This window comes from Burkholderia catarinensis, assembly GCF_001883705.2.
GTDB lineage: Bacteria > Pseudomonadota > Gammaproteobacteria > Burkholderiales > Burkholderiaceae > Burkholderia > Burkholderia catarinensis.
Window position 1 is genome coordinate 232,637 of the sequence record NZ_MDEQ02000001.1, and the last position, 23,666, is coordinate 256,302.

At 60.7% G+C, this 23,666-nt stretch carries 21 protein-coding genes and 1 pseudogene; 14 read left to right on the forward strand and 8 right to left on the reverse strand.

The annotated features are described in order from the left end of the window. Window positions 1-182 precede the first annotated feature (182 nt). The 11 genes and pseudogenes from BFF94_RS01010 to BFF94_RS01060 all read left to right on the forward strand — a co-directional run bounded on the left by BFF94_RS01010 (window position 183) and on the right by BFF94_RS01060 (window position 13,183). Window positions 183-1,433 carry a cyclic nucleotide-binding domain-containing protein gene (locus tag BFF94_RS01010; RefSeq protein WP_128842373.1) on the forward strand — a complete coding sequence of 417 codons (1,251 nt, stop codon included), beginning with the start codon at window positions 183-185 and terminating at the stop codon, window positions 1,431-1,433. A 13-nt stretch (window positions 1,434-1,446) separates the two neighbouring features. Further along, entirely contained in the window at window positions 1,447-2,211 is a 765-nt protein-coding gene (locus BFF94_RS01015) for a flagellar motor protein (RefSeq protein ID WP_124544220.1), read from the forward strand. 57 nt (window positions 2,212-2,268) lie between these two features. After that, on the forward strand, window positions 2,269-2,937 hold the full coding sequence (locus tag BFF94_RS01020; RefSeq protein WP_128842374.1) for an OmpA/MotB family protein: 669 nt from the start codon (window positions 2,269-2,271) through the stop codon (window positions 2,935-2,937). Between the two features lie 158 nt (window positions 2,938-3,095). Then, window positions 3,096-4,958, forward strand: a complete 1,863-nt coding sequence (locus tag BFF94_RS01025) for a methyl-accepting chemotaxis protein (RefSeq protein ID WP_128842375.1) — start codon at window positions 3,096-3,098, stop codon at window positions 4,956-4,958. 622 nt (window positions 4,959-5,580) lie between these two features. Next, a complete protein-coding gene (locus BFF94_RS01030; RefSeq protein WP_128842376.1) occupies window positions 5,581-8,871 on the forward strand; it encodes a hypothetical protein in 3,291 nt (1,096 codons plus the stop codon). After that, entirely contained in the window at window positions 8,858-9,337 is a 480-nt protein-coding gene (locus BFF94_RS01035; RefSeq protein ID WP_128842377.1) for a hypothetical protein, read from the forward strand. The genes BFF94_RS01030 and BFF94_RS01035 overlap by 14 nt, the downstream gene beginning before the upstream one ends. After that, window positions 9,338-10,534: a phosphorylase family protein gene (locus tag BFF94_RS01040; RefSeq protein WP_128842378.1), complete on the forward strand. Its 1,197-nt coding sequence runs from the start codon at window positions 9,338-9,340 to the stop codon at window positions 10,532-10,534. Window positions 10,535-10,756: 222 nt separating this feature from the next. After that, a pseudogene (locus BFF94_RS01045) lies at window positions 10,757-11,023 on the forward strand (IS256 family transposase); the annotation flags it as partial. A gap of 212 nt (window positions 11,024-11,235) precedes the next feature. Next, a complete protein-coding gene (locus BFF94_RS01050; RefSeq protein WP_128842379.1) occupies window positions 11,236-11,646 on the forward strand; it encodes a TIGR02594 family protein in 411 nt (136 codons plus the stop codon). 144 nt (window positions 11,647-11,790) lie between these two features. Further along, window positions 11,791-12,423, forward strand: a complete 633-nt coding sequence (yfcF, locus tag BFF94_RS01055; RefSeq protein ID WP_128842380.1) for a glutathione transferase — start codon at window positions 11,791-11,793, stop codon at window positions 12,421-12,423. 136 nt (window positions 12,424-12,559) lie between these two features. Continuing rightward, window positions 12,560-13,183 carry a LysE family transporter gene (locus BFF94_RS01060; RefSeq protein WP_128842381.1) on the forward strand — a complete coding sequence of 208 codons (624 nt, stop codon included), beginning with the start codon at window positions 12,560-12,562 and terminating at the stop codon, window positions 13,181-13,183. Between the two features lie 89 nt (window positions 13,184-13,272). Here BFF94_RS01060 and BFF94_RS01065 read toward each other — a convergent pair whose 3' ends face one another. From BFF94_RS01065 to BFF94_RS01090, 6 genes are all read right to left on the reverse strand, one after another. Continuing rightward, window positions 13,273-14,082 (reverse strand): hypothetical protein, encoded by an 810-nt coding sequence (locus BFF94_RS01065; RefSeq protein WP_128842382.1) that lies wholly within the window; start codon window positions 14,080-14,082, stop codon window positions 13,273-13,275. A 164-nt stretch (window positions 14,083-14,246) separates the two neighbouring features. Continuing rightward, window positions 14,247-15,683, reverse strand: a complete 1,437-nt coding sequence (locus tag BFF94_RS01070; protein WP_219138857.1) for an efflux transporter outer membrane subunit — start codon at window positions 15,681-15,683, stop codon at window positions 14,247-14,249. Between the two features lie 16 nt (window positions 15,684-15,699). Continuing rightward, complete coding sequence (locus BFF94_RS01075; protein ID WP_128842383.1) at window positions 15,700-17,274, reverse strand: DHA2 family efflux MFS transporter permease subunit; 1,575 nt, start codon at window positions 17,272-17,274, stop codon at window positions 15,700-15,702. A 13-nt stretch (window positions 17,275-17,287) separates the two neighbouring features. Continuing rightward, complete coding sequence (locus BFF94_RS01080) at window positions 17,288-18,382, reverse strand: HlyD family secretion protein (protein ID WP_128842384.1); 1,095 nt, start codon at window positions 18,380-18,382, stop codon at window positions 17,288-17,290. A gap of 63 nt (window positions 18,383-18,445) precedes the next feature. Beyond that, the gene (locus BFF94_RS01085; RefSeq protein WP_128842385.1) at window positions 18,446-18,877 is read right to left on the reverse strand and encodes a MarR family winged helix-turn-helix transcriptional regulator; all 432 of its coding nucleotides are present in this window, start codon (window positions 18,875-18,877) and stop codon (window positions 18,446-18,448) included. Between the two features lie 107 nt (window positions 18,878-18,984). Beyond that, window positions 18,985-19,905, reverse strand: coding sequence for a LysR family transcriptional regulator (locus BFF94_RS01090; RefSeq protein WP_128842386.1), 921 nt, complete (start codon window positions 19,903-19,905; stop codon window positions 18,985-18,987). A 105-nt stretch (window positions 19,906-20,010) separates the two neighbouring features. On the opposite strand from BFF94_RS01090, the gene BFF94_RS01095 reads away from it, so the two are divergent. From BFF94_RS01095 to BFF94_RS01105, 3 genes are all read left to right on the forward strand, one after another. Continuing rightward, window positions 20,011-20,439, forward strand: a complete 429-nt coding sequence (locus BFF94_RS01095) for a MarR family winged helix-turn-helix transcriptional regulator (protein WP_128842387.1) — start codon at window positions 20,011-20,013, stop codon at window positions 20,437-20,439. A 187-nt stretch (window positions 20,440-20,626) separates the two neighbouring features. Continuing rightward, window positions 20,627-21,874 (forward strand): aconitase X, encoded by a 1,248-nt coding sequence (locus BFF94_RS01100; RefSeq protein ID WP_128842388.1) that lies wholly within the window; start codon window positions 20,627-20,629, stop codon window positions 21,872-21,874. Next, entirely contained in the window at window positions 21,867-22,346 is a 480-nt protein-coding gene (locus BFF94_RS01105; RefSeq protein WP_128842389.1) for an aconitase X swivel domain-containing protein, read from the forward strand. Before BFF94_RS01100 ends, BFF94_RS01105 begins: the two co-directional genes overlap by 8 nt. Window positions 22,347-22,446: 100 nt before the next feature. Here BFF94_RS01105 and BFF94_RS01110 read toward each other — a convergent pair whose 3' ends face one another. Together BFF94_RS01110 and BFF94_RS01115 are read right to left on the reverse strand one after the other, a co-directional pair. Further along, a complete protein-coding gene (locus BFF94_RS01110; RefSeq protein WP_128842390.1) occupies window positions 22,447-23,049 on the reverse strand; it encodes a hypothetical protein in 603 nt (200 codons plus the stop codon). Then, a complete protein-coding gene (locus BFF94_RS01115) occupies window positions 23,046-23,591 on the reverse strand; it encodes a hypothetical protein (protein ID WP_246637200.1) in 546 nt (181 codons plus the stop codon). The genes BFF94_RS01110 and BFF94_RS01115 overlap by 4 nt, the downstream gene beginning before the upstream one ends. Window positions 23,592-23,666: the final 75 nt, after the last annotated feature.

Consider the following 23,666-nt stretch of genomic DNA (forward strand, 5'->3'; position numbering starts at 1 on the left):
ACATTGCAAAGCAGCCGCGCAACCCGCAAACGTTTCACCTTGATTTCGCGCAAAAGCGAGTGCGAACTCCCTAAAGGATGTTGCGCCCGATGACGTAAACGAGTCACGGGGATGACTCGCGATCGCATGCTTCCGACAGGCGACGCGCAGTCCGCAACATTCAGCGCAGCAGGGGGATCGACGTGAATCGTCAGCAATCGTGGACGCGTACAGCGGCGCCCGGAGAAATCATTTACTCGGAGGGCTTCGCGGGCGAGCCCGTCATCTTTCTGATTACGGATGGCAAGGTCGAGCTGTCCACGCGATGCGACGACAAGCGCGTCATCGTCGCGACGCTCGGCCGCGGCGAGTTCTTCGGCGAATCGGCATTGCTCGCCGCCGAGCCGCGTGCCCATACCGCGAAAGCGCTTTCGTTCTGTCAGCTCACGGTCGTGCCGGCCGGCATGCTCGATGAAGAAATCGAGCGCGTGTCGGCGCTGCTGCGCCATATCGTGCGAACGATGATCCGTCGCGTGAAGCGCAAGGACGACCAGCTCGCGACCTATACGCATGCCGACTTCATGCCGGGCGTGCTGTCGTATGCGCATGTGCTGTCGCTGATGGCCGGCGCCGACGCGCGCGACTCGGGCGATACGTGGGCGCGCCGGCAGATGCAGGCCCATGCGGCGGAAACCTCGGTGCCGCTTGCCGAAGTGATCCGAAAATGCCGCGCGATTGCCGGCCATTCGCGGCCGCACGTGCTCGCGATGCTGCGACGCATGGAGAAGCTCAACCTCGTCACGATCGAATCCGCGCAGGCCGACCTTGCCGGCAGTGCAACCGACCATGCGGCTTCGTCGGATGCGCGCCAGGTCGTCACGTTCGACGCCGCACGCGTGATCGATCGCGCGCAGCAGGTTGCCGATCACGATCTCGACCTGTCGATCAACAGCGAACTCGAACTCATCGAACTGGCCGACCTCGAATCGCTGATCGGCGTCGAGAAGACGCTGTTGCTCAACAAGCTGTCGAACGGCGAGATCGCCGAAGAGGTGTTCGCGTTCCGCAAATCGAAGGTGCTCAGTTACGTCGAGCAAAAGGGCGTCGCGTATTTCTCGCGGCGCAACGCGCGTCGCGGCGGCGATGTGCGCTCGCTCGAGGATCTCGTGTGGATCGACCCGCGCACGCTGTTCGACGTGATCAGCGCGTTCGATACGTACGATCTCGCAAAACTGATCGCGAACCTCGACGATCGCGCGGTGGCCGACAAGCTGTTTTCCGTGATGACCGAGGCGCGGCGCAACGAGGTGTCGTGGGTGATGCGCCGCGAACTCAAGCTCGATCCGGTCGAGATCGAGGACATCGAGCGGCGCGTGCTGGATGCCGTGCGCGCGGCGAAGGCGCCTGCGACGGGCGTGGCGTCTGTGGCGTCGACGTCGTCGTCGGACGCGTGAAACGGGGAGGCGTATGGATCTGTTGACCCTGGCCGGAGTGGTGCTTGGCGGCGCGGCGATCGTGTTCGGTTTCGCGCTGGAAGGCGGGCATTTCTCGATGCTGTTCCAGTTCGAGGCGCTCGTGATCGTGCTCGGCGGCACGCTCGGCGCGGTGATGATCCAGAACACCTGGGCGCGCTTCTTCGACGCGGTGAAGCAGTTGCGGCTCGCGTTCGTGCGTGCGCGCGAGGTCGATCGCAAGAACCTGTCCGACCTGCTCGAATGGGGCGACCGCGCGAAGCTCGACGGGCTGCTCGCGTTCGAATCGATGGACGTGAGCGGCATCCATCCGTTCGCGCGCCGCGGGCTCGAACTGCTGGCGAACGGCGTGTCGACCGCCGTGCTCGAGGATGCGTTGCAGCGCGAACTCGATGCCTACGAGCGCAGCCGCCTGGCCGCCGCGCGCGTGTGGCAGCAGGCCGGCGGTTATGCGCCGACGTTCGGCATTCTCGGCTCGGTGCTCGGGCTTGTGCAGGTGACGAGCCATATTCTGGAGCCGGCGCAACTCGGGCCGGGCATCGCGGTCGCGTTTATCGCGACGCTGTACGGGCTGGCGTTTGCGAACCTCGTGTTCCTGCCGCTGTACGGCAAGCTGCGTGCGCAGATCGACAGCGAGCTGCGGTTCCGCAAGCTGTATCTCGACGGATTGCTCGCGATTTCGCGCAAGGAATCGCCGCATACGATCGAAACACGCCTGACCGGCGATGTGCGAGGGCGCGCGACGGAGTCGCTCGCGTGATATGCGTGTGCCTGTGCCTGTGCCTGTGTCGTACGACGAACCGGAATTCTCGACAGCATGACAGCTCGAACTGACGGCGCATCATCAGCTGATCGCGACCATGACGAACTCGAAGGCGCGCAGTCCGGCCGCTGGCTGATTTCGTACGCGGATCTCATCACGACGCTGATGGTGCTGTTTCTCGCGCTGTATGTGCTCCAGCTCGCGAAATTCAATGCGCTCGACGCGCGGTACCAGACGCTCGCGCGACATGCCGGCAGCGCCGTGAGCGCAGCCGATACCGTGACGCCCGAACGCGCGCCGGCGTGGCTCGCGTTGCTCGATTCGTTGAAGACGAATGGCCGGATCTCGCTCGTGAAAGCGCCGCACGGCGTCGAGATCGGCATCGACGCGAAGATCCTGTTCAATGTCGGCGATGCGCGCTTGCTGCCCGATTCGGCGCCCGTGCTGAACCAGATCGCGCAGGCGCTGAGCAATCACGCGACCGGCGACATCCTCGTCGAAGGCCATACCGACAGCGTGCCGATCGCGAATGCGAAATACGAATCGAACTGGGAGCTTTCGTCGGCGCGCGCGGGGAGTGTGGTGCGTTACCTGACCGAACGCGGCGTCGCACCGCACCGGCTTGCCGCGATCGGGCGAGCCGATACGCAGCCGCTCGTCGCGGGCGACGATGCCGCCGCGCGGGCGCGAAACCGGCGGGTGACGATCTTCGTTGCATACTGATTGACGCTGATTCTGCGCGTATAGGCGGCCGCATATGCCCGCCTGGTAACGACATAACGAATCTCGCATGATGAACATCTGAAATCAGCGATGCGGTTCTGCGCGTGCATGCCGATAACCCAAACTGGCTCAGACCGAGCGGTTATCGAGGGTTCCCCATGCACTTCTGGCGCAAGCTTTCCATTCAAAACAAGCTGATTCTCAGCATGACGAGTTGCCTGCTCGTGTTCGTCGCGATTTCGAGCGGACTCAGTATCCGCCTGATCAGCAACGCGGTGCGCGATCGCGTCGTTCGCGAGGAGTTGCCGACGGCCGTGAACGGCATTCGCGCCGACGTGCAGCGGCAGATGGCCGGGCCGATCGCCGCGTCGCGCATTCTCGCGCGCGACGCGTTCCTGCTGCAATGGGAAGCCGACGGCGAACCCGATGCCGGCACGCGCAACTGGATCCAGCTTGCAAAGAACGTGAAGGACGAGCAGAAGGCCGCGTCCGTGCAGTGGGTGTCGGTGAAGAGCGGCAACTACTACAACGAGGCCGGCCTGCAGCGGAAGGTGACCGACAAGGATCAATGGCTGACCAGCTTCCTGTCCTCCGGCAAGGCGTTCGACGTGAACATGGACCGCGAGGTGACCGTCGGCGGCTACATGATGTTCATCAACAGCCGCGTCGAGCTCGACGGCGTGCCGATCGGCGCGGCCGCCATGAGCCTGTCCGTCGATGCGCTCGCGAAGGGTATCGCTGCTTACCGGATCGGCGAGACCGGGTTCGCGTATCTCGTGCGTCCCGACGGCGCGATCATGATGCATCGCGATTCGTCGCTGATCGACGGCAAGCATTTCATGAAGGATCAGCAGGGCTTGCCCGGCGATGCATCGTCGACGCTGCTGGCCGGCAAGCCGTATTCGTACCTGAGCTACGACGGCGACGGTGGCGCGCGCTTCATCGCGACGTCGTTCATTCCGGAGCTGAATGCGTATGTCGTCGTAGAGGCGCCGCAGGCGGAACTGCTCGGCCCCGTGACGCGCGCGATCCGCAGCGCGGCGCTGGTCGCAGCGGTGGTGGGCCTTGGTGTCGCGCTGCTCGTGATCTGGCTGGTGGGCCGCGCGATTGCCGCGCCGATCCGCCGGGCGGCGACGCTGCTGTCGGAGATCGCCAGCGGCCAGGGCGACCTGACGCGCCGCATGACGGTCGAGAGCGAGGACGAGATCGGGCAGTTGTCGGATGCGTTCAACCGGTTCGTGTCGTCGCTGTCGACGCTCGTTCACCGGATTCGCGCGGCTTCCGCGTCGATCGCAACCGGGTCGGCGCAGATTGCTTCGGGGAACGCGGATCTCAGCGAGCGTACCGAAGGGCAGTCGAGCAACCTGGAGCGGACGGCTTCGTCGATGGAAGAGATCACGGCCGTGGTGCGGAACAACACCGAGACGGCGACGACCGCCGCGCAGATGATCAATGGTGCATCGGATGCGGCGGCGCGCGGCGGGCAGGTGGTGGGCGAAGTCGTGAGCACGATGGAGCAGATCAGCAATGCGTCGCAGCGGATCTCCGAGATCATCGTGATGATCGACAGCATCTCGTTCCAGACGAATATTCTGGCGTTGAATGCGGCTGTGGAGGCGGCGCGGGCCGGCGAGCAGGGGCGCGGGTTTGCGGTGGTGGCTTCGGAGGTGCGGAATCTGGCGCAGCGCAGCGCGCAGGCGGCGAAGGAGATCAAGGCGCTGATCGAACATAGTGCGGGGACGGTGAATACCGGGTCGCGGCTGGTCAGCGAGGCGGGGAAGGTGATGAGCGATGTCGTTTCGCAGGTTCAGGGCGTGAGCGCGATGATGAGCGAGATCGCCGAGGCCAGCCTGGAGCAGAGTGCCGGGATCGACCAGATCGGGGACGCGGTGCAGTCGCTCGATCAGATGACGCAGCAGAATGCGGCGCTGGTGGAAGAAAGTGCGGCGGCTGCGGCGAGTTTGAAGCAGCAGGCGGCGGAATTGACCCGGCTGGTGTCGGCTTTCAAGGTGGATGACTGACGATTGCGAGCTGCTGCCAACAGCATTTGTGAAAGTTGATTGATCGTAGTTGATCTGGACGAGGTAGCCGCAGTCACCAGTTGTTGGGGCGGCGCTGCCGACCTTTGTTGTAGCTGGTAGCTAGAAGTTGAGGCCGGACAAGGTGGACGCTAACTGGCATGCGATCAAGAAGTAGTTCGAGTGCGTCCCCTATTCATATTGCTATGTTGCCCCAAGCTTTTGCTTATTGATAGGTCGTCGACGACGGCGGATATCCGAACAGGTGCTTGCAGGCTCGATTTCTTCGTCAGGCACTTCTACCTCTTTGCATCCCGAGGCATCTGCCGCAGGCTACCAAAGCTCACATGCGTGGTTGATGGGGCATTCAACGCTGTCATATAGCTGTCTTCCTCTGACCGCTCTCTTGGATCGGTTTGTAGTTTCTCGCCCTTGGGGGGGGCTGAAGTATCGGGATCGAGCCTGTACCGATCGCGTGGCAGCCTAAGCAATTACTCTAGCTCTCAGCTTCATTGGATAATGATAAGTTGCCGAATCCGTGGGGCGACCGAACCTAATGAAAAAAAATTCTAGTAGTGCAGAGACAAGATACCAACGGCACTTTCGAGGAGCCGGTACGCAAGCCATGAGTGTGCTGGCGAGGCTTCGTCTCGAGGCGAAAACAACAGAGATGCCAGCATTAGTTCGAGCTGTTCATCGAACTGCTCCATCTATCGGCCGATCCTTCAGTCGGCGGGGATTGGCCGAATTCAGAATGTTGGCATGGAATGCGTCACTACCGACCGCAAGTCTAGAGCAGGAGCTTCGATTTGCTGCCGAATGGCTATCTTCACACACTGTAAAGATTAACGAATTTAGAGCCTTAGCCATCGAAGTTGAGGCAGATGTGCTCGGTGATCGCTTACAGGCTGCAAAGGAAAAGATCGATTCATTCGAGCAGACCAATGGGTGGTGTTTTTGGACTGTTGAGTTGAAGTTCGCATTGATACAGCAGTTGGAAGGGGACGATGCGCTTCGGGCCTATGCTCAAGCACTTGCGACACAAGCGAGTCCTAGAATCGCAGCATTGGCCGCCCAAGTCTTTAGTGATCGAAATGATGGACTTTTTTCCATCGATCGCTTTATTGCGAAATGCAGTGACAGTTTTCCGGTTTTGCCTGTTTCTGAGGCAAAGATTGTGTACATGTTTTACCGCGCGTTAGGTCGAATTGATGAGGTGCCAGAAGGAATGGCGGTTGTATTAAGCGCTGAGTTCGCTAATGGTCTCACGGACTATTATGAGTCATTTGTCGATGCGTGTTGTACGGTAGCGATATATGGTGTCCAGGAGCAATTGCTGACTGAAACGACTGCCTGCATCCGGATTTTGAGAAACGCGGGATTTGTGGATTGGCGCTTAGTAAAGGCAGAGGCCTTAATTGATGGGGGATTGGGGTGGGGTGTAGGCGAAGTGGGCGAGGACGTGGTTTGTCTTCAAGAGTTGATGCTCGGGAGAAGTGTTAATTCGGATGGCTGTCAAAAATCACGTTATACGGCTACGCTGTCGGGATTGATTTGCGATGTGCTTGATGTGGGGTTGGTGGCGCAAGGAAGTATCGAAAAAATAATAAAGCTTGGAATAAATAATCGAGGTCTCACGTTTGGTCCTGCATTGGGTTCGTTTGCTGTTGATCAGTCGGATGATATATTTGAAGGGAACTTAATATCTCCTTGGTTGAGTTTTATGTCGCCAACATTTCGGCTCGAAGAAATTCTTTGGATGCGAAAGGATAGATTTCGGAGTGTGGTCGAGAGATTGTCATCGTTTGGTGCATTAAACGCACGAGATATTAATGTCGCGTCACAAATTTTGAGCTGTCTTGAAAGTGCCGATATTTCGACTATTCTTGATTTGCCAGCTATTTTTCAAGTATGGATCGCGCGAGAATTCGTTGTTGGAGATAATGCGGTCGCTGCACGGGGTATTGCAGAAAGATTAGTGGGAACAGAAAGCAGCAGGAAGCATGCAACACGCATTCTTATTGCGGCAGATATCGAAGATGGTTATCTGGAGAGGGCGCTCGAGCGGACAGCACTGGCCCTTGTTGATGATCAAATGATTGGTCATACCCTCCCTCTCAAGCGCCTATTTTCAGGCAAGAAGTGGCTAGACTTCCGCGACGCTGATCCGATACTTGTTGCATGTGTTGCACACAGTGCATTCAATGTATTGGAGGAGTCTCGCATCGCATTTATTTGTCGAATGGCATGTCGAGAATTTAAGGCAGGACGGGACGAGGAGGAAATTGTATCGAAATGGCAATATTTGCCTGAGAGTGGGAGGAAATTGATCATTTCGTTCTATGAACGGGTATGGGTTGATGAATATTTGTTGCTGTTGGATTTCGATTCTTCGCAAGCAGTGAGATTGGAACGATTGAGGGCGGTGCAATTGCTTGTGCAATTGCGGGGTGAATCTTTGCAAAGATACACCGACGAAATTAAATCGCTAACTCTTCAGGAGACTTTGTGGAGAGGGCTTCAGGATGTTAACGAGTCGCGTGTCTTTGTTAACGAAGCCGCAATTTTACAGTGGGCAGAGCGTGAACTCTCGGCTGACTATGAACGTTGGCAACGTGCCGAGCGAAATCACAGGATCGCCCCAATTCCGGGTGCGCTGATTCGAGATTATCTTCTCGAGCAAGATAAAGAGAGTTTTCTCCATGCGCTGAGTAAGGAAAATCTTTCTGAGTCGACTGCGCTGCTAGTCGGAATTGTTGAACGCCTTCTTCGTCGTTTCTTGACTGATCCTGCCGATGGTTTGAACTCTTATCTAAGCTCGCGGATACGTCATGGCACATTAAAGGGAACTATTCTAGGGCCACTGGAGGAGAACGGATTAATCGGCCAGGATGGAAGCTATATCGTAGCGGAGTTATTCGATGACGTTGATATCCCAAGCAATGCTTTAGAGATTGCGACTGCATTCAATGCCTTCGGCAAGGAGGTGAATCGTATTGTCGAACATCTGCGGGATCAACGGGTTCAGATTAGAGATGCGAAGCATCCGGATGGTGCAATATCAGTCGCTTTGGATCCAATGGCCGCACCCCAGGTGCTTAGTGATCTTGCACAGAATTCTTCGAATTTTCAGGTCTTTGTCACGTCTTGCTTTGAGGCTTACTGGCATGCCCTAGCAGAGCCGATGGAGCAACTCGCTCACTTCATATCTCATAATGTTAAAGATCAAGTGCAGGTGCAGTTTGATAACCTAATCGGCGTGGTTAGGCGAGGAGGTAATAATGCAATGAGGTTGAATTCACTACTGAGAACTGTGGCTACGGCTACGCAATCCCAGTGTGATATTGCTGCCGATTGGTTTTTGCTAGAAAAAAATTCCGAACAACAAACATACAAGCTTCGCGAAGCAATCGAAATTGCCGTTAGCTCAGCGAAGAACGTAAATCGTAGGTTCGCTGCGGAAGTGGTCCTCGATCCCCAATCAAAAATTGATATCAATTTAACCTCTTATGGTCTTTCGGTAATTGCAGATTGTTTTTATGCCATTCTGGAGAACGCATGGAAGCACTCTGGGCTGGGTGTTGAAATGGATCGTGTTGATATTGCAATACTTTTCGATGATAAAACAGGGACATTGGAGATTGTTGCAAAAAATCAATTGGCAGAAAGTGTTTCTCAAAGACTGGAAGATGGAGGGCTTGAGCAGCTTTTGAATCGATATACGCGAAGTATACCGTACGAACTCGTTCCTATTGAAGGTGGGTCAGGGCTGGCTAAGCTTGCAAGCATGACGCGGACTATCGATCGGACTGTGTTCCCAGTGCCGCTAGATCTGCAGGTGAAAGATAAAATTTGGACTGTGAAAATATGCGTGCCGCTTTACTTGCGAGGGGAAGCTTACGATGCCTACGCCTAATTTCACCTTGCTGGTTGTTGAGGATGATGATCATAAGTTGACTTCAATATTTGGATTGATTCACGATATATTTCCAGATGCAAATATCGTAGCTGCTCGCTCTGTTACATCGGCGGTAAGAGCCTGCGAGAAGGGAAATATCGATTTTGCCATTGTGGATATGTCGTTGCCGACATTCGACTTCTCGGTTGATAAGGCAGGAGGAGGGAAGCCCCAAAGTCTTGGTGGAACAGAGGTCTTACGTTTCATGGAGGCAATCGAATGTACGGTACCGGCTGTTGTGCTCACGCAGCATGGAGAGTTTCCAAACAATCGCGGATCAAAAGTGACATTTCAGACGCTAGCGGAAGATCTGGCTCAGGAGTTTGGCGACTGGATGCTAGGCGCAATATACTATTCCGGGCAGGCTGGCGCTTGGAGGCGTGAGCTCACTGATTTGATTAAACGTTATATCGACGAGAAATAGATGACATTTCCAGTTTTGTTGGTCGAGGATGGGGACGAGAAAGCATCGTCCATTCGGCGTGAGCTCGTGTCCAGCGGTATTCAAGATTCAGACATTGTGAGGGTAAGCAATACGAGAGAGGCTCGGCTGGTGTTATCCGAGCGATCATTTGAGCTTGTTTTGCTTGATTTAATCTTGCCTGCAAGAGATGACAAGCCGACGGCGAGTAACGGGCTGGATTTGTTGTTTATGATGGTTGAGGAGCCCGGGCTAAATTCACCAAGAACGATTGTTGGTATAACTGCCGACGAAGATGCGCTCAGGGAAAACGAAGCTGATTTCCGGAGGCTCACGACTCAGATTATTCGCTATGATGTCGGTAGTGCTGATTGGCGAAATTCTATTAAAAATCTTGTATCGCATATTCGGCGATCTATTGAAAAATCTGTCGATTTTGATGTTGATGTGTGTTTTGTAACGGCACTCCGTAATCCGGAACTAAAGGCAATCCTGGATTTACCTTGTCAGTGGGATGGAGAGGAGCTAGTGGCCGCTTTGCCGCCTCTGAGAAAGGGTTTCATTGAAGTGGGGGGGCGAGTAGTGTCTCTTGTGGCGGCGCATGCGCCTCAAATGGGGTCGGTCTCGGCCGCACTCACGACCTCCGCGCTACTACAAGCTTTTAGGCCTCGCGTGTTGCTTATGACAGGCATATGCGGAGGCGTTGGTGATAGTCCGAAATTGGGAGATCTTGTAGTTGCTGAAAAAAGCTGGGATTGGCAGAGTGGAAAATGGATTGACGACGGATCTTTCGAGGCCGCACCGGACCAAGTTCCAGGTGACCGAGACTTGATCAACGCCGCAACGAGTTGTGAGACCGAGTTGGAGGTGCTTCATCGCGCCTTTCCAGGGGCGCGACCAGGTAATGTACCGTCACTTCATTGCGGCCCGATGGTTTCTGGTAGCGCAGTTGTAGCTGATCTGGGAAAGCATGTACTGTTTAAGAAGCAACATCGTAAAACTATCGCAGTAGATATGGAGTGCTACGGTGTATACAGCGCTGTTGCAATGTCCGCGGCGCCGAAGTCAAAGGTTCTTTGCCTGAAATCTGTTTCCGATCTTGCGAATCGGGACAAGTCTGATGATTATCAGCAATATTGTAGTTACTTGTCTGCGTCGATAGGTCTTAGAGTGATTGAGCGACACTTTTCTGGATTGTGATGATCGAATCTTGTCGCTGATCTGGGCTGATTTTTTTACATCAAAGGTATGTAGTTCAACATTAATCTGGCATTGCATTTTTGGTGGCAAGTCCGTTGCTCTGTGGAGGGTAACGTCTACGTAATGTGGAGTAGTAACGGGGCCGCTACATGCGTGGCTCCGTTACTAGGGATATATCAGTAATTTCGTGTTCAAGACATATGATGCTCCCCAGGAGGCTATATGCCTTGCAAACCGAAAGCCAAACCGGTAAACCTGCCGGCGATTCCCGCTGAGTTGCTTGAGCAATTCGGTCGCGGTCCGATAACGGCCGCAGCGATCAATGCCGCGATGCTGGCCCTCGAGAAGGCGCTAATCGAGCGAACACTGGGCGGCGAGATGAGCCGCCATCTCGGCCACCCGCCCGGCGCTGCCAAGCCGAGCGCGGTGACCAACCAACGCAATACCGATCGACAACGCAAGGTGTTGATCGGGAAACGGAAAATACGTCAATGCCGGCAGCGCACTGACTGCAGCCCCTCGCAACACGCATGTCGAAACAATCGAATGGATTAGATTCGCTTGTGGGGCGCAGCCGCTAGAGACGCGCTGCCAGCTTCCCGCATTCATGCGAAGATTGTTGATATCCCAAAAATTCCGAGACCGCCGTGACCCGATCGACCCCTGAGGGCAACCGAGAAGCGACCGCCCACCCACCCTGGATGCGCGTCGCCCTGGCCGAACTCGGCATCCGCCGCCACTCGCCGGGCAGCATCAACCCGCGCATCGTCGAATACAACAACCAGACGAACCTCGCCGGCTACGACGACAAGATTTCCTGGTGCTCGTCATTTGTCAACTGGTGCATGACGCACTCCGGCATTCGCGGCACGGGCTCCGCACTCGCACGTTCGTGGCTCGAATGGGGCCGCCCGCTGGAACGCCCGGTCTACGGCTGCATCGCGATCCTGACGCGCGACGATCCGCCAAGCTGGAAAGGGCACGTCGGCTTCTACCTGCGTCACGACGCCGAACACGTCCACCTGTTCGGCGGCAACCAGCTGGAAGAAGTGCGCGAACTCGCCTACCCGTTGAACGAAGTGATCGGATACCGCTGGCCCGACGCCGAATGATCACGCAGCGTCGGCGCACACAAAACCCCAAACACCGCCTTTTCCGCCGCTGCTAATCTGTCGAACACACCGCATCGACCCACCCGGAGCCCGTCGGCGCATCAACCCGCCGCCGCCAACCTCCGCCCCCACAAGGAACCTGCAGTGCAAACCGGTAATCTCCGTCTCTACGCGGATGCGCAATACACGAGCCCTTACGCGATGTCGGTCTTCGTCGCGCTCGAGGAAAAGTCTCTGCCTTACGAACTGGTGACCGTCGATCTCGGCAACCGCGCGCATTTCGCACCCGACTATGCGGCGACGTCGCTGACGCAACGCGTGCCGACGCTCGTGCACGACGATTTCGCGTTGTCGGAATCGTCGGCGATTACCGAGTATCTCGAAGATATATTCCCGGGCACACGGCTCTATCCGGTCGATCCGCGCCAGCGCGCGCAGGCGCGGCAGGTGCAGGCGTGGCTGCGCAGCGACCTGATGCCGGTGCGCACGGAACGGTCGACCGAAGTGCTGTTCTACGGCCCGTCGAGCGAGCCGCTGTCGAATCTGGCGCAGGCTGCCGCGCAGAAGCTGTTCGCGGCCGCCGACAAGCTGCTCGCGCCGGGCGCGGCAAACCTGTTCGGCGAGTGGAGTATTGCCGATGTCGATCTGGCGGTGATGCTGAACCGTCTGGTGCTGAACGACGACCCGGTGCCGCAACGCCTTGCCGACTATGCACGCGCGCAGTGGGAGCGGCCGTCGGTGCAGCGCTGGGTGAAGCTGAAGCGGCCGCCGCTGTAATCGCGGTTGCATGGGGCGTGTCGGCGGCTCGAAAGTACGCCGGCACGCCGTGCCTCAAGCCGTCCCGTATGTACCCAAAATCGGCATGCTAGAGTAGCCCGGCTTTCCTCCTTCACCCGAATCCACCCGAACCGCCATGAGCTATCTTCCTCAACTTGCCGCAGTCGGCGGCGTGATGTTGCTGGCGTGCGTCAGCCCCGGCCCCGACCTGATCGCCGTTTCGTCCCACGCACTCGGCAATCGCCGTGCGGGCCTGCTGGCCGCGTTGGGCATTGCGTCGTCGCATGCGGTCTGGGCGGCGATGGCGATTTTCGGGCTCGGGCTGATCGTCGCGAAGCTCGCGTGGTTGTACGAGGCGATCCGCATCGCCGGTGCCGCGTACCTGATTTACCTCGGTATCAAGACGCTGTCGAGCCTGCGTCAGTCGGCGCAACAAGCTGAATCCGCGAGCCAGCCCGTTGTTCGCGGTGGCGTGCATGCGTATCGGAAAGGGCTGCTGGTCGGCCTGACGAATCCGAAGGCCGCGGCGTTCTTCGGCAGTCTGTTCGTCACGCTGTTGCCCGCACACGCACCGGCGTGGGTGCATGGTGCGACGCTGGCCGTCGTCGTTGCCGTATCGCTGACGTGGTTCTGCACGGTCGCCGTACTGTTCTCGACGAACCGTGTGCAAACGGGTTACGCGAAACTGCGCAAGCCGATCGACGCGGTGATGGGGACGATCCTGTTGGGGCTCGGCGCGAAGCTGGCATTGGATCGCTAAGCGGTCGAGCTTTGCTGCCCATCGCGGGCAGCTACAACGGACGGCAATCTCATCTCAATAGCCGGGATGAAGTTGTCGTTCGCTCATCTTCAACGGGTCTGCACAGCCAGCACACGCCTGATATCTGCACATGTCGATTGCCGGTCTCCAACGTCAAAACGGAACCGCAGCGGGTCGGATTGCGGGATGGGAAACGACTGCGGAATATCTTCGACGTCATCCCCCGAATATCCCGGCGTACGAAGATGCGGCATCGGAGCGCTGGCGTGCCCCTTCGATGCATCCTGGTAGCACGACCACATCAAATACCGACGACGGTTCTGCACGAAGAAGTACGGCATTTGCGTCATCTGGATTTTGTATAGCGTTGTGCTGAGCAAGCGGCCCGCACCACCGATATCCCCCATCCCGGTTTCACTTCTTTGGTTTGCGCCGTTGAACACGGTGATCGACCAAAAGCCGTCCAGTCCGACTCGGGCAGTCGGTACACGCATCGGCGACGTCCAGATGGAATTGGCGGTAGCGCCGATCTGCGCGAGGTCGTCGGCACCGAGTGCGATGTCGCCGCGATCGATGACGGTTGTCCTCCGCTTGCCATTCACGAGATCAACATCGAATTCCACGAACGACAGCGTGCCGACATCCAGATCAACCAGCGAGATAGCCTCGGGGCCGAAGAGGCCGCCGGTGGAGAGGTCGATGCCGTGGCGAACCTGACTGAGCGGGAACGATTCCGAGTCTGGGCGCGCCGAACAGCGCGTGGCGCATGGTTTGTCGGTCATGCGGAATCGGGTGTCGCCGATGGATCCGCCGTTCCAGGCTGTCACAGGTGCGCAGGCGGCCGTGACGAATGTGGTGACTATCAGACTGATGGGGGCAAAAAGGAGTCGAATAGTCATGGCTGAATTCTGGATTCCGGCTATGCAGAAGAGGGCTGTGCATTATGCCGTATCGGCCTTCGTCTCCAGCGACGTCGGCCAATACCGTATCAAGCCGGGTTTGTCGGGCGTTTAAGCTGCTATTCAACGTCTGATGGCTTTTTCACCCCGCATCCATTCAGCCTTCAATTCTTCGCCACAGCCTCCACCTCCGGCCCACCCGCCGCATCGTTCCTGCTCCACCCACCCCCAAGCGACCGATAAAGCGCAACCGCCGCCAGCGCATGCTCGCGCTTGAGCTGATTGAGCGAATCCGAATCCCGCAGATACACCTCCTGCGCCGACAACACATCCAGAAAATCCGTCGCCCCGCCTTTGTAAAGCTGATTCGCCAACCCAAGCGCCTTGTCCGACGCAGCAAGCGCGCTATCGAGCTTCCGCGTCGCTTCATCGGAACTGACGAGATTCGCCCGCGCATCCTCGACTTCCCGCAACGCCTGCAGCATCGTCTGCCTTAACCCGAGTTCCGACTCGCGCATCCGGCTTTCGCTCTGCGAGATATCGGCGGTGATGCGCCCCGCGTTGAAGATCGGGCTCGTCGCACTCAACGCCGCGCTGAACAGATTGTCCGTCAACGTAGGCAACCCGAGATAAGAAGCAGCCAGAATCCCGTCCGTCAGATTCAACGAAAACTTCGGATACCGCTCGGCCTTGGCAACCCCCACCTGAGCCGCACGCCGCTCGACCTGCGCATAAGCAGTCAGCACGTCAGGCCGCCGCAGCAATGCCTGCGAAGGCAACGTCCCCGGCGCCCCAACCGGCGGGGCAGGAATCTCGCCCGCCTGCACCAACACGAGCCGATCGACCGCCTCCGGCGTCCGCCCCGAATACACGGCAATGAGATTGAGCTGATGCGAGATCTGCGCCTGCGTCGGCGGAATTCGCGCTTCGAGCGCATCGAGCTGGTTCTGCGCGCGCGTGACGTCGAGTTCCGTCGACAGCCCGAACGCCTGCCGCTTGCGCGTGAGTTCAAGCGCGTGCTGCCGGATCTTCGCGTTGTCTTGCAGGATCTTCAACTCCTGCTGCGCCCAGCGCAGATCGACATATGCGGATGCCGCATCGGCCGCGAGCGCGAGCCGCATCGCATCCTCCGCATGCTTCTGCCCGACCAGTTCGGCCTGCGCGGCGAGCAGATCGAGCCGTTCGCCGCCGAACACATCGGGCGACCAGCTCAGCGCGAGCCCGGCGCCAGCCTGCCGCACATAACCGAGCGGCGGCGGCGTGTTCTGCCGTGCGTCGGCCGCATGCGCGGTCGCGTCGAGTTCGGGCAGCAGCGCCGCGCGCTTCTGCACGGTCAGCGCCTGCGCCTGCTTCACGCGTTCGGCGGCCGCCTGCAGATCGAGATTGCCGGCGAGCACGGTCGCGATCAGCCGGTCGAGCACGGGATCGTGGAATTGCGCCCACCATGCGGCGGCGTCGATATCCGCGCGCGGCACGTCGGTATCCCAGGCGGTGGGCGCGAGCGTCTGAACGGATTCGTTCAGCGCCGGATGCTGGGCAGGCTGTACCGCACACCCTGCGGCGAATGCGCTGACAGCCAGCGCGACGAGTAGCTTTTTCATGATGATGATCTCGGCGTCAGTGCGCGTCCGGCGGCGGCGCGTTCAAGGTAATGGGTTTGGAAAACACGACGGCGATCAGCGCGACGACGAAGCATAGCGACAGCGCGTAATACGCATCCGCGTAGGTGAGCGTCAGCGCTTCGCGATAGATCAGCCGATGCAGGTTCGCGAGCCCGGCTTGCGCGGTATTCAGCGTATTGCCGGCGACCGCTCCCCAGTACGCAGCCTGCTGATCGAGCAGCGATGCGACCTGCGGCTCGCCGGCGCTCACGTGCTCGTTCAGGCGCAGGTAATGAAAATTCAGCCGGTCGTTGAGCATCGTCGCGCTCACCGCGATGCCGATCGCGCCGCCGAGATTGCGCATCAGGTTGAACAGGCCGCTCGCCGATTTCAGCCGCGACTGCGGCAGCGAGCCGAGCGCCATCGTCACGATCGGCGGCACGCTGAACTGCTGGCCGATTCCGCGCAGCGCCTGCGGCAGCAGCAGCTCGCGCCAGCCCCAATCGTGCGTGATCGGCGTGTACAGATAGCAGCCGAGGCCGAAGCAGATCAGTCCGAACACGAGCAGCGCGCGCATGCTGAAGTAGCGTGCGGCGAACGCATACGCACAGAGCGCGAGCAACTGGAACGCGCCGACCGACAGCAGCGCGATGCCGATCTGCAGCGAGCTGAATGCGCGCACCTGCGCGAGAAACAGCGGCGTCAGGAACACGGTCACGAAGATCCCGATGCCGGTCACGAACGACAGCAGGCTGCCGATCCCGAAGTTGCGCACGGCGAGCGCGCGCAGGTCGACGACCGGATCTTCTGCGGTCAGCGCATGCACGATGAACAGGAAGCCGCAGATGCCGGAGATCCACGCGCAGATGACGATCGCGTCGTCGCCGAACCAGTTCTTGCGCGGGCCTTCCTCCAGCACGTATTCGAGGCAGCCGAGGAAGCCCGACATCAGCACGATGCCGAGATAGTCGCCGCGCTTGATGAGGCTGAGGTCGGGTTCGTCGATGTGCACGTAGCGCGGCACGAGCGCGGCCACGGCAATGCCCGGCACGAGGTTCAGGTAGAACAGCCAGTGCCACGACCATTGGTCGGTGATCCAGCCGCCGATCACGGGGCCGATCGCCGGCGCGAGCGACGCGAGTGCGCCGATGGTCGTCGATGCAATGAGCCGCTGCTTGCCGGGGAACAGCACGAACGCGGTGGTGAACACGGTCGGGATCATCGCGGCGCCGAGCGCGCCCTGCAGCCCGCGAAACAGGATCATCGAGTTGATGTCCCACGCGAGCCCGCACAGCATGCTCGTGATCGTGAAGCCGACGGCCGACGCGACGAACAGCCAGCGCGTCGACATCACCTTCGACAGCCAGCCCGACATCGGGATCACGATGATCTCGGCGATCAGGTAGGCCGTCTGCACCCACGACAGCTCGTCCTGGCTCGCGGAAAGCCCGCCGCCGATGTCGCGCAGCGACGACGCGACGATCTGGATGTCGAGCGTCGCCATGAAGAAGCCGACGCACATCAGCGCGAACGCGAACACGCGCTGCCTGGTCGGTTGCGACGCAGGGTCGCCGGAAAACGCGGTGGTCATGGTCGGCTCCCGCTCAGTGCGCGTGGTCGGTATGCACGGTCACGACCGCGGACAGGCCGGGGCGCAGCACGTGTTCGAGGCCCGGCTGCGCATCGAGATGCACGCGCACGGGCACGCGCTGGACGATCTTCGTGAAGTTGCCGGTCGCGTTCTCGGGCGGCAGCACGCTGAAGGTCGCGCCGGTCGCGGGCGCGACGCTATCGACGCGGCCGTGCAGGCGCGTGCTCGACGCATCGAGCGACACGTCGACGCGATCGCCCGCGCGCATCTTGCGAAGCTGGTCTTCCTTGAAGTTCGCGTCGATCCACAGCCCGGAAGCCGGCACGACCGTCAGCAGCGGTACGCCGACGTTCGCGAGCATCCCGACGCGGCCCGTGCGGTTGCCGACGTAACCGTCGACCGGCGAGCGGATCGTCGTGTATTCGACGTTGAGCGCCGCGACGCGCTGCGCGGCAAGCGCGGTGTTCACGCGGGCCCGCGCATCGGCGAGCTGCGCGCCGAGCACGTCGAGCTGCCGCTTCGACGCGAGCAGCGCGGCGTCGCTGCGTTCGACGGCAGCACCGGCCTTCGAATAATCGGCGTCCGCGCGCTCGACGATCTGGTTCGACACGGCATCGGATTTCACGAGCTCGCGGTAACGCACGCGGTCCGATGCGGCGCGTGTCAGTTCGGCCGACGAAGCGTTCTTGTCGGCGGCGTGCTGGCCGATCACCGCGAATTGCAGTTGCTGCTTCGCTTCGAGTTCGGTCACGGCGGAGCGCGCGCTGTCGACTTCGGCGGCGGCCTGCGCGAGCTTCGCATCGTAGTCGCGCGCATCGAGCTGGACGAGCACGTCGCCGGCTTTCACGCGCTGGTTGTCGGTCACGAGGATCTTGTCGACGAAGCCGTTGACCTTCGGCGCGAGCACCGTCACGTCGCCGCCGACGTACGCATCGTCGGTGCTCTCCTGGAAGCGCAGCACGAACAGCCAGTCGAGCGCGGCCGCGGCCACCGCGACGACGACGATACTTACCGCGATGCGCATCCACGGCACACGGCGTTGCTGCTTCGCGGGCGGGTCGATTGTGGCTGCTTCGCGTGAGGAGGCAGCGGCCTGGGTCGTATCCATCGATTCACCTATGTATATGCACTTATCAAAACGATCGACGGCATGTCGTCGATCGGGGAAGGGCTAGCGTTCCGGCAGGTTGTGCGTGATCCGGAACAATTCGTCTCTCAGGCGGGCCGCCTGCGCCGGCCCGAACCGCCGCTCGAACGCTTCCTGCGCGGCGAGCCAGTGCACGTGCGCATCGGCGATCTTCGTTTCGCCGTGCGCGGTCAGCGCGAACGTCTGGCGGCGCTGCGGCGGCTCGATCCGGCCCGTCACCAGCGCCGCGCCGACGAGCGGCTTGAGCGCGCGCAGCAGCGCGGTGCGTTCGATCACCAGCACGGCCGACAGCGCCGCCATCGTCAGGCCGGGCCGGTCGCGCAGCAGCGCGAGAATGCTGTACTGCGACGGCGTGACGCCCGCCCGCGACAGGTAACGCTCGTAGAACTGCGAGATCCGGCGGGCGGCTTGCCGGACCGCGAAGCAATCGTCATCAATGAGCGTGGTCTTGTGCATGTACACATGTTAGGCGGCAAGGCCGCGCGAAGCGAGGGGTGGGGCGGGATCAGATTGGTGTCGTGGCTGTACCAATCGGCGTCAGGCCGGCACGTTTGCGCGCCGGATCAGGCCGCCGCCGGAACAATCCAGCCTTCGCGGTCGCAATAGGCGGCCGTGTAGTCGATGAACGCCTTCACCTTCGCGGGCAGCAGCGCGCGGTTCGCATACGCGAGCTTGATCTCGACGAACGCGTCGACGAGATCGGCGTTCGCCAGCAACTGCACGAGCGCGCCCGATGCCAGTTCGGCTTCGACGAGCGTTTTCGGCACGACGCCGATGCCGAAGTCGTGCATCACCATTTCGCGATTGAAGACGGGGCTGTTCGACGAGATGTCGAAACGGAACGGGACGGTCAGCGTGTCGCCGTCGATGCGGAACGACAACGCGGGCCGGCGCAGCGACGGCGATATCGGCACGAACGGATGATCGGCCAGGTCGGCCGGCGTCTCGGGTCGCGAGTGTGCGTTCAGATACGCGGGCGTCGCGACGATCACGACCGGAATGCGTTCGACCAGCCGCACGACGGTCGTCTCGCTCGTCAGCATGTACGGCACGACGATGCCGATGTCGTAGCCTTCGCCGACGAGATCGACCGGGCGCTCGGTCAGCGTGACGTCGAGGCGCACCTTCGGATGCGCGCTCTTGAAGCCGGCGATTAGCGGCACGAGCCGGTTCAGCGCGGCCGTCGTATGCGCGACGAGGCGCAGCAGGCCTTCGGGCTCGAGCGTCTGTGTCTGCGCTTCCACTTCGAGCGCGTCGAGTTCGTCGAGCACGGCCGCGCAGCGCTCGTAGATGCGTTCGGCCGTTTCGGTCAGCGACACCTGGCGCGTGGTCCGGTGCAGCAGCCGGCTGCCGAAGCGCGCTTCCAGATCCGCGACCGCGCGCGACACGACAGGCCGCGCGAGGCCGTGCATGTCGGCGGCGCGCGTGAAGCTGCGCATTTCCACCACCGACCGGAAGATCCGCAGCTTGTCGATGTAGTCCATGTCCGTCTCCTTGACGCGATGGCGGGGCGCCAGCCTCGCGCCCCCAGCCTCGTTACGGCGGAGTGTACATTGACTTTATGCATATGCACATATAAATTGCCAGGCATGAACGACCTCTCGATTGCCCAAGCGTGCAACTGCCTCGCGCTGCGTCAGGCGGCGCGCTTCGTCACGCAACTGTACGAACGCCATCTGGCCCCGGTGGGCGTCACGCCCGCGCAGTTCTCGATCATGTCGAACCTGAAGCGCCGGCCCGGCCTGCTGATGAGCGAACTCGCCGATACGCTCGTGATGGATCGCACGACGCTGCTGCGCGCGCTGAAGCCGCTGCAGCGCGACGGTTTTGTCGCGACGGCCGCGTCCGAGCACGATGCGCGCGCGCATGCGCTGAGTCTCACGAAGCTCGGCGAACGCACGTTCGCGCGGGCGTTGGTGGCGTGGCAGGCCGCGCAGGACGAATTCGAGACGCAGTTCGGCCAGGGACGCGCGAAGGCGTTGCGCGATGAACTGTTCAGCCTGACTGCGGAGCGCTAGACGAATAGGCAGCGAACTGGATCGAAATTCGAGCCATCGGCTGCCTCGACGGCGTTCAGTCATGGAAATTGGTTTTAAGATTATCCGGATCGACGGTCATCTGGACAGTTTTTACTTCCAGTTGTAGAGTCCTCTGACGGATTTCACGGGCCGGCGCGCCGCCGGCCCGAGTCACGAGGAGCAACCGATGCTGCAGTTGAGTGACCGCGACGACGCAATGTTGCGCGGGGATTTCGGCGACGGCGTTGCGCGCGCGATGCGGATCGTCGCGCGCACGGCGCAAGTGATGTCCGCGCCGCACCTGATCGACATTACGTCTGCCCATATCGACGGCTGTCTGTACCACGGCCAGACGAGTCTCGACTTCGTCGAGTATTTCGTCGACACGGGCGCGCAGGTCGCGGTGCCGACCACGCTGAACGTCGGGTCGCTCGACCTGATCCATCCCGAGCTGTACCACGGCGACCGCACGATCCAGCGCGATGCGCAGCGCCTGATGGATGCGCATCTGCAGCTCGGCTGCGAATCGAGCTTCACCTGCGCGCCATATCAGTTGAAGAGCCGTCCCGCGAGAGGCGAACAGATCGCGTGGGCCGAATCCAATGCGATCGTGTTCGCGAACTCGGTGCTCGGCGCGCGCACGAGCCGGTACGGCGATTTTCTCGACCTGGCCGCCGCGATCACCGGGCGTGCGCCGTATGCGGGGCTGCATGTCGAAGCGAACCGCGCCGCGCGAATCGTGTTCAACGCGCCGGATTTCAGCCGCCTGCCGTCGCGCGACATCTACTTCGCCGCGCTCGGCCTGGCTGTCGGAAAGATCGCGGGCGCGGTCGTGCCGGCGATCGTCGGGCTGCCGGCGGACACCACCGAAGACGAACTCAAGGCGCTCGGCGCGGCCGCCGCGTCGAGCGGCGCCGTCGCGCTGTTCCATGCGGTGGGCGTGACGCCCGAGGCGCCGACGCTCGACGCCGCATTGCACGGGCACGCGGCGCAACGCACGGTCGATGTCGCGATGGCCGATCTCGACGAGATTCGCCGCACGCTGAACCACGGCGCGGCCGGCGACGCACTCGTCGCGGTGGCGCTCGGCACGCCGCATTTCTCGCTGGCCGAATTCCGCACGCTCGACATGTTGCTCGACGCATTCGACGGCAAGCCGGCCTGCGATTTCTACGTGAACACGAGCCGCTTCATTTTGTGGGAACTGGACGAAGCCGGCCTCGCGGAGAAGTTCGCCGCGCGCGGCATCCAGATCGTCGTCGATACCTGCACGTACATCACGCCGGTGATGAAGCAACTGTCGGGGCTGGTGATGACCAACTCGGGGAAATGGGCGTCGTATGCGCCCGCGAACATCGGCGTGACGGTCGCATACGGCAGCATGCGCGAATGCGTGCGTTCGGCATACGAAGGAAAGGTGCGATTCGATGACTGAAGCGACAAGCAAGATGCTGACGGGCGACACGCTCGTACCGGGCAGCGCATGCGCGCGCCCGTTCGTGCTCGACAAGCCGCTCAGCTTCTGGGGCGGCTACGATTCGGGCGCGGGCAGGATCGTCGATCGCGGGCATCCGCAGGCCGGCGCGAGTCTCGCCGGCAAGGTGATGGTGATGCCGCACGCGAAGGGGTCGAGTTCGAGCAGCAGCGTGCTCGCGGAAGCCGTGCGCAACGGCACGGGGCCGGTCGCGATCGTGCTGAAGGAGCGCGACCTGATCATCTCGATCGGCGCGATCGTGGCTGCCGAGCTGTATGCGATCGCGGTGCCGGTGGTGTGCGTGACCGATGACGTGTACGACGCGATCGTCGCGGCGACGGGTGACGTGTCGATCGAGGCAGGCGAGGGCGACGGCGGCGCGCGGATTCATCTGGGCGACGATACGCGTTCGGGCGGATCCGGTTTGACCTGAACGAGCGGTGCGCGCCGACGGTGAGTCGGGTGGCGACCGAGGCGATGTAATCCGGGGCGCGCAGCGTCGTTCGCCTGCACCGTGGCCGCGCCTGACCCGGTCAGATGAAGCGTACGTGCCGGGTTTCTTCCTGCGTGATGGAGAGGGCCTGGGCTGCTGCATTCATCTCTCGTTTGCCGCCCGGCTGCGCCAGTCTTCGTATTTCGGGCCACAGGATCACGCCGAACAGGATGCGCAGGAGCGCACTCAGTACACACAAGCCGATGGCACTCGCGCTGATCAGCGCAAACACGTCGAGCATCGAGTCTGTGCTGAGCGTCACCGCCGATACGATCCCGCTGACCACGGCGGCGGCAACCACGCAACCGAGCATGACGACGAGGTCGATCCGGGCGCTGGCGACTTTGGCAGGGCGCAGCAGATAGGCCGAACCGTCGGTCACGTTGCGGATACCGTAGACGATCTGGCGATCCTGGTCGCCGGCATAGGCGACATTCAATCGATCGCCATCGGCGATGAACAGGCGCGTCGTCCGGTTGGTCCTGAACACGAGAGGGGATGCGATCGAATCGAGTTGGAGCGTGATTTCCTCGATACTTTGCGTGGTCGCGCCCAGGTTGTTGCTCCAGACTTTCGTCTCGATCGATTGCTGGCCGATTGCCGTTACGCGGCCGGATATGGTCTGCATGGCGTGGTTCGTCATGGGCTGCTCCGCTCCACGTCGAAACCGGACGGCTCACATAGCCAGCTATCCTGGGCTTCGCGTCGCTGCGGCTGGAATATCAGGTCGGACAAGCCTCCGATGGCGAGCAGGTTGCCCAGCAGACTGATGATGGCCACGACGGTGGCCAGTGCCGAGACGAATGCCCAACCAGAATGAAGTGCCGCGGCGGCGATAGCCAGGCTCAGCACGAGCAGGCACGACGCCCAGGCAAGCAGCGACAGGTTCCGCCGCTTTTGCGCGACCAAGTCGTAGGGCGCGACGGCAAGCTTGCCGCTCCTGATCCAGGCGATTCGGCGACGGCCGCGATGCTCGAATGTGCAGGCGCGCACCGACATGCCGGGCCTCAATTTCTCGATCTGCTTGAACGCTTCCGCGTCGACGTCGCTGGCCGTGACGAAGTAGCAGACCTCCTGCATCGTCAAACGGTATGGCGGGGTCTTCCTGACATCGGCCTTGACTCGGATGAGGTTGGTATCGACGCAGTCGATCGTGGCCTCGATCAGGGTGGTGCGATTGGGCATGGGTCGGAGCGGGCGCCGATTCGCGCGACGTCGTTTTGATGTGGCGCCCATCATACGCCAACGCTTTTGGTCGAC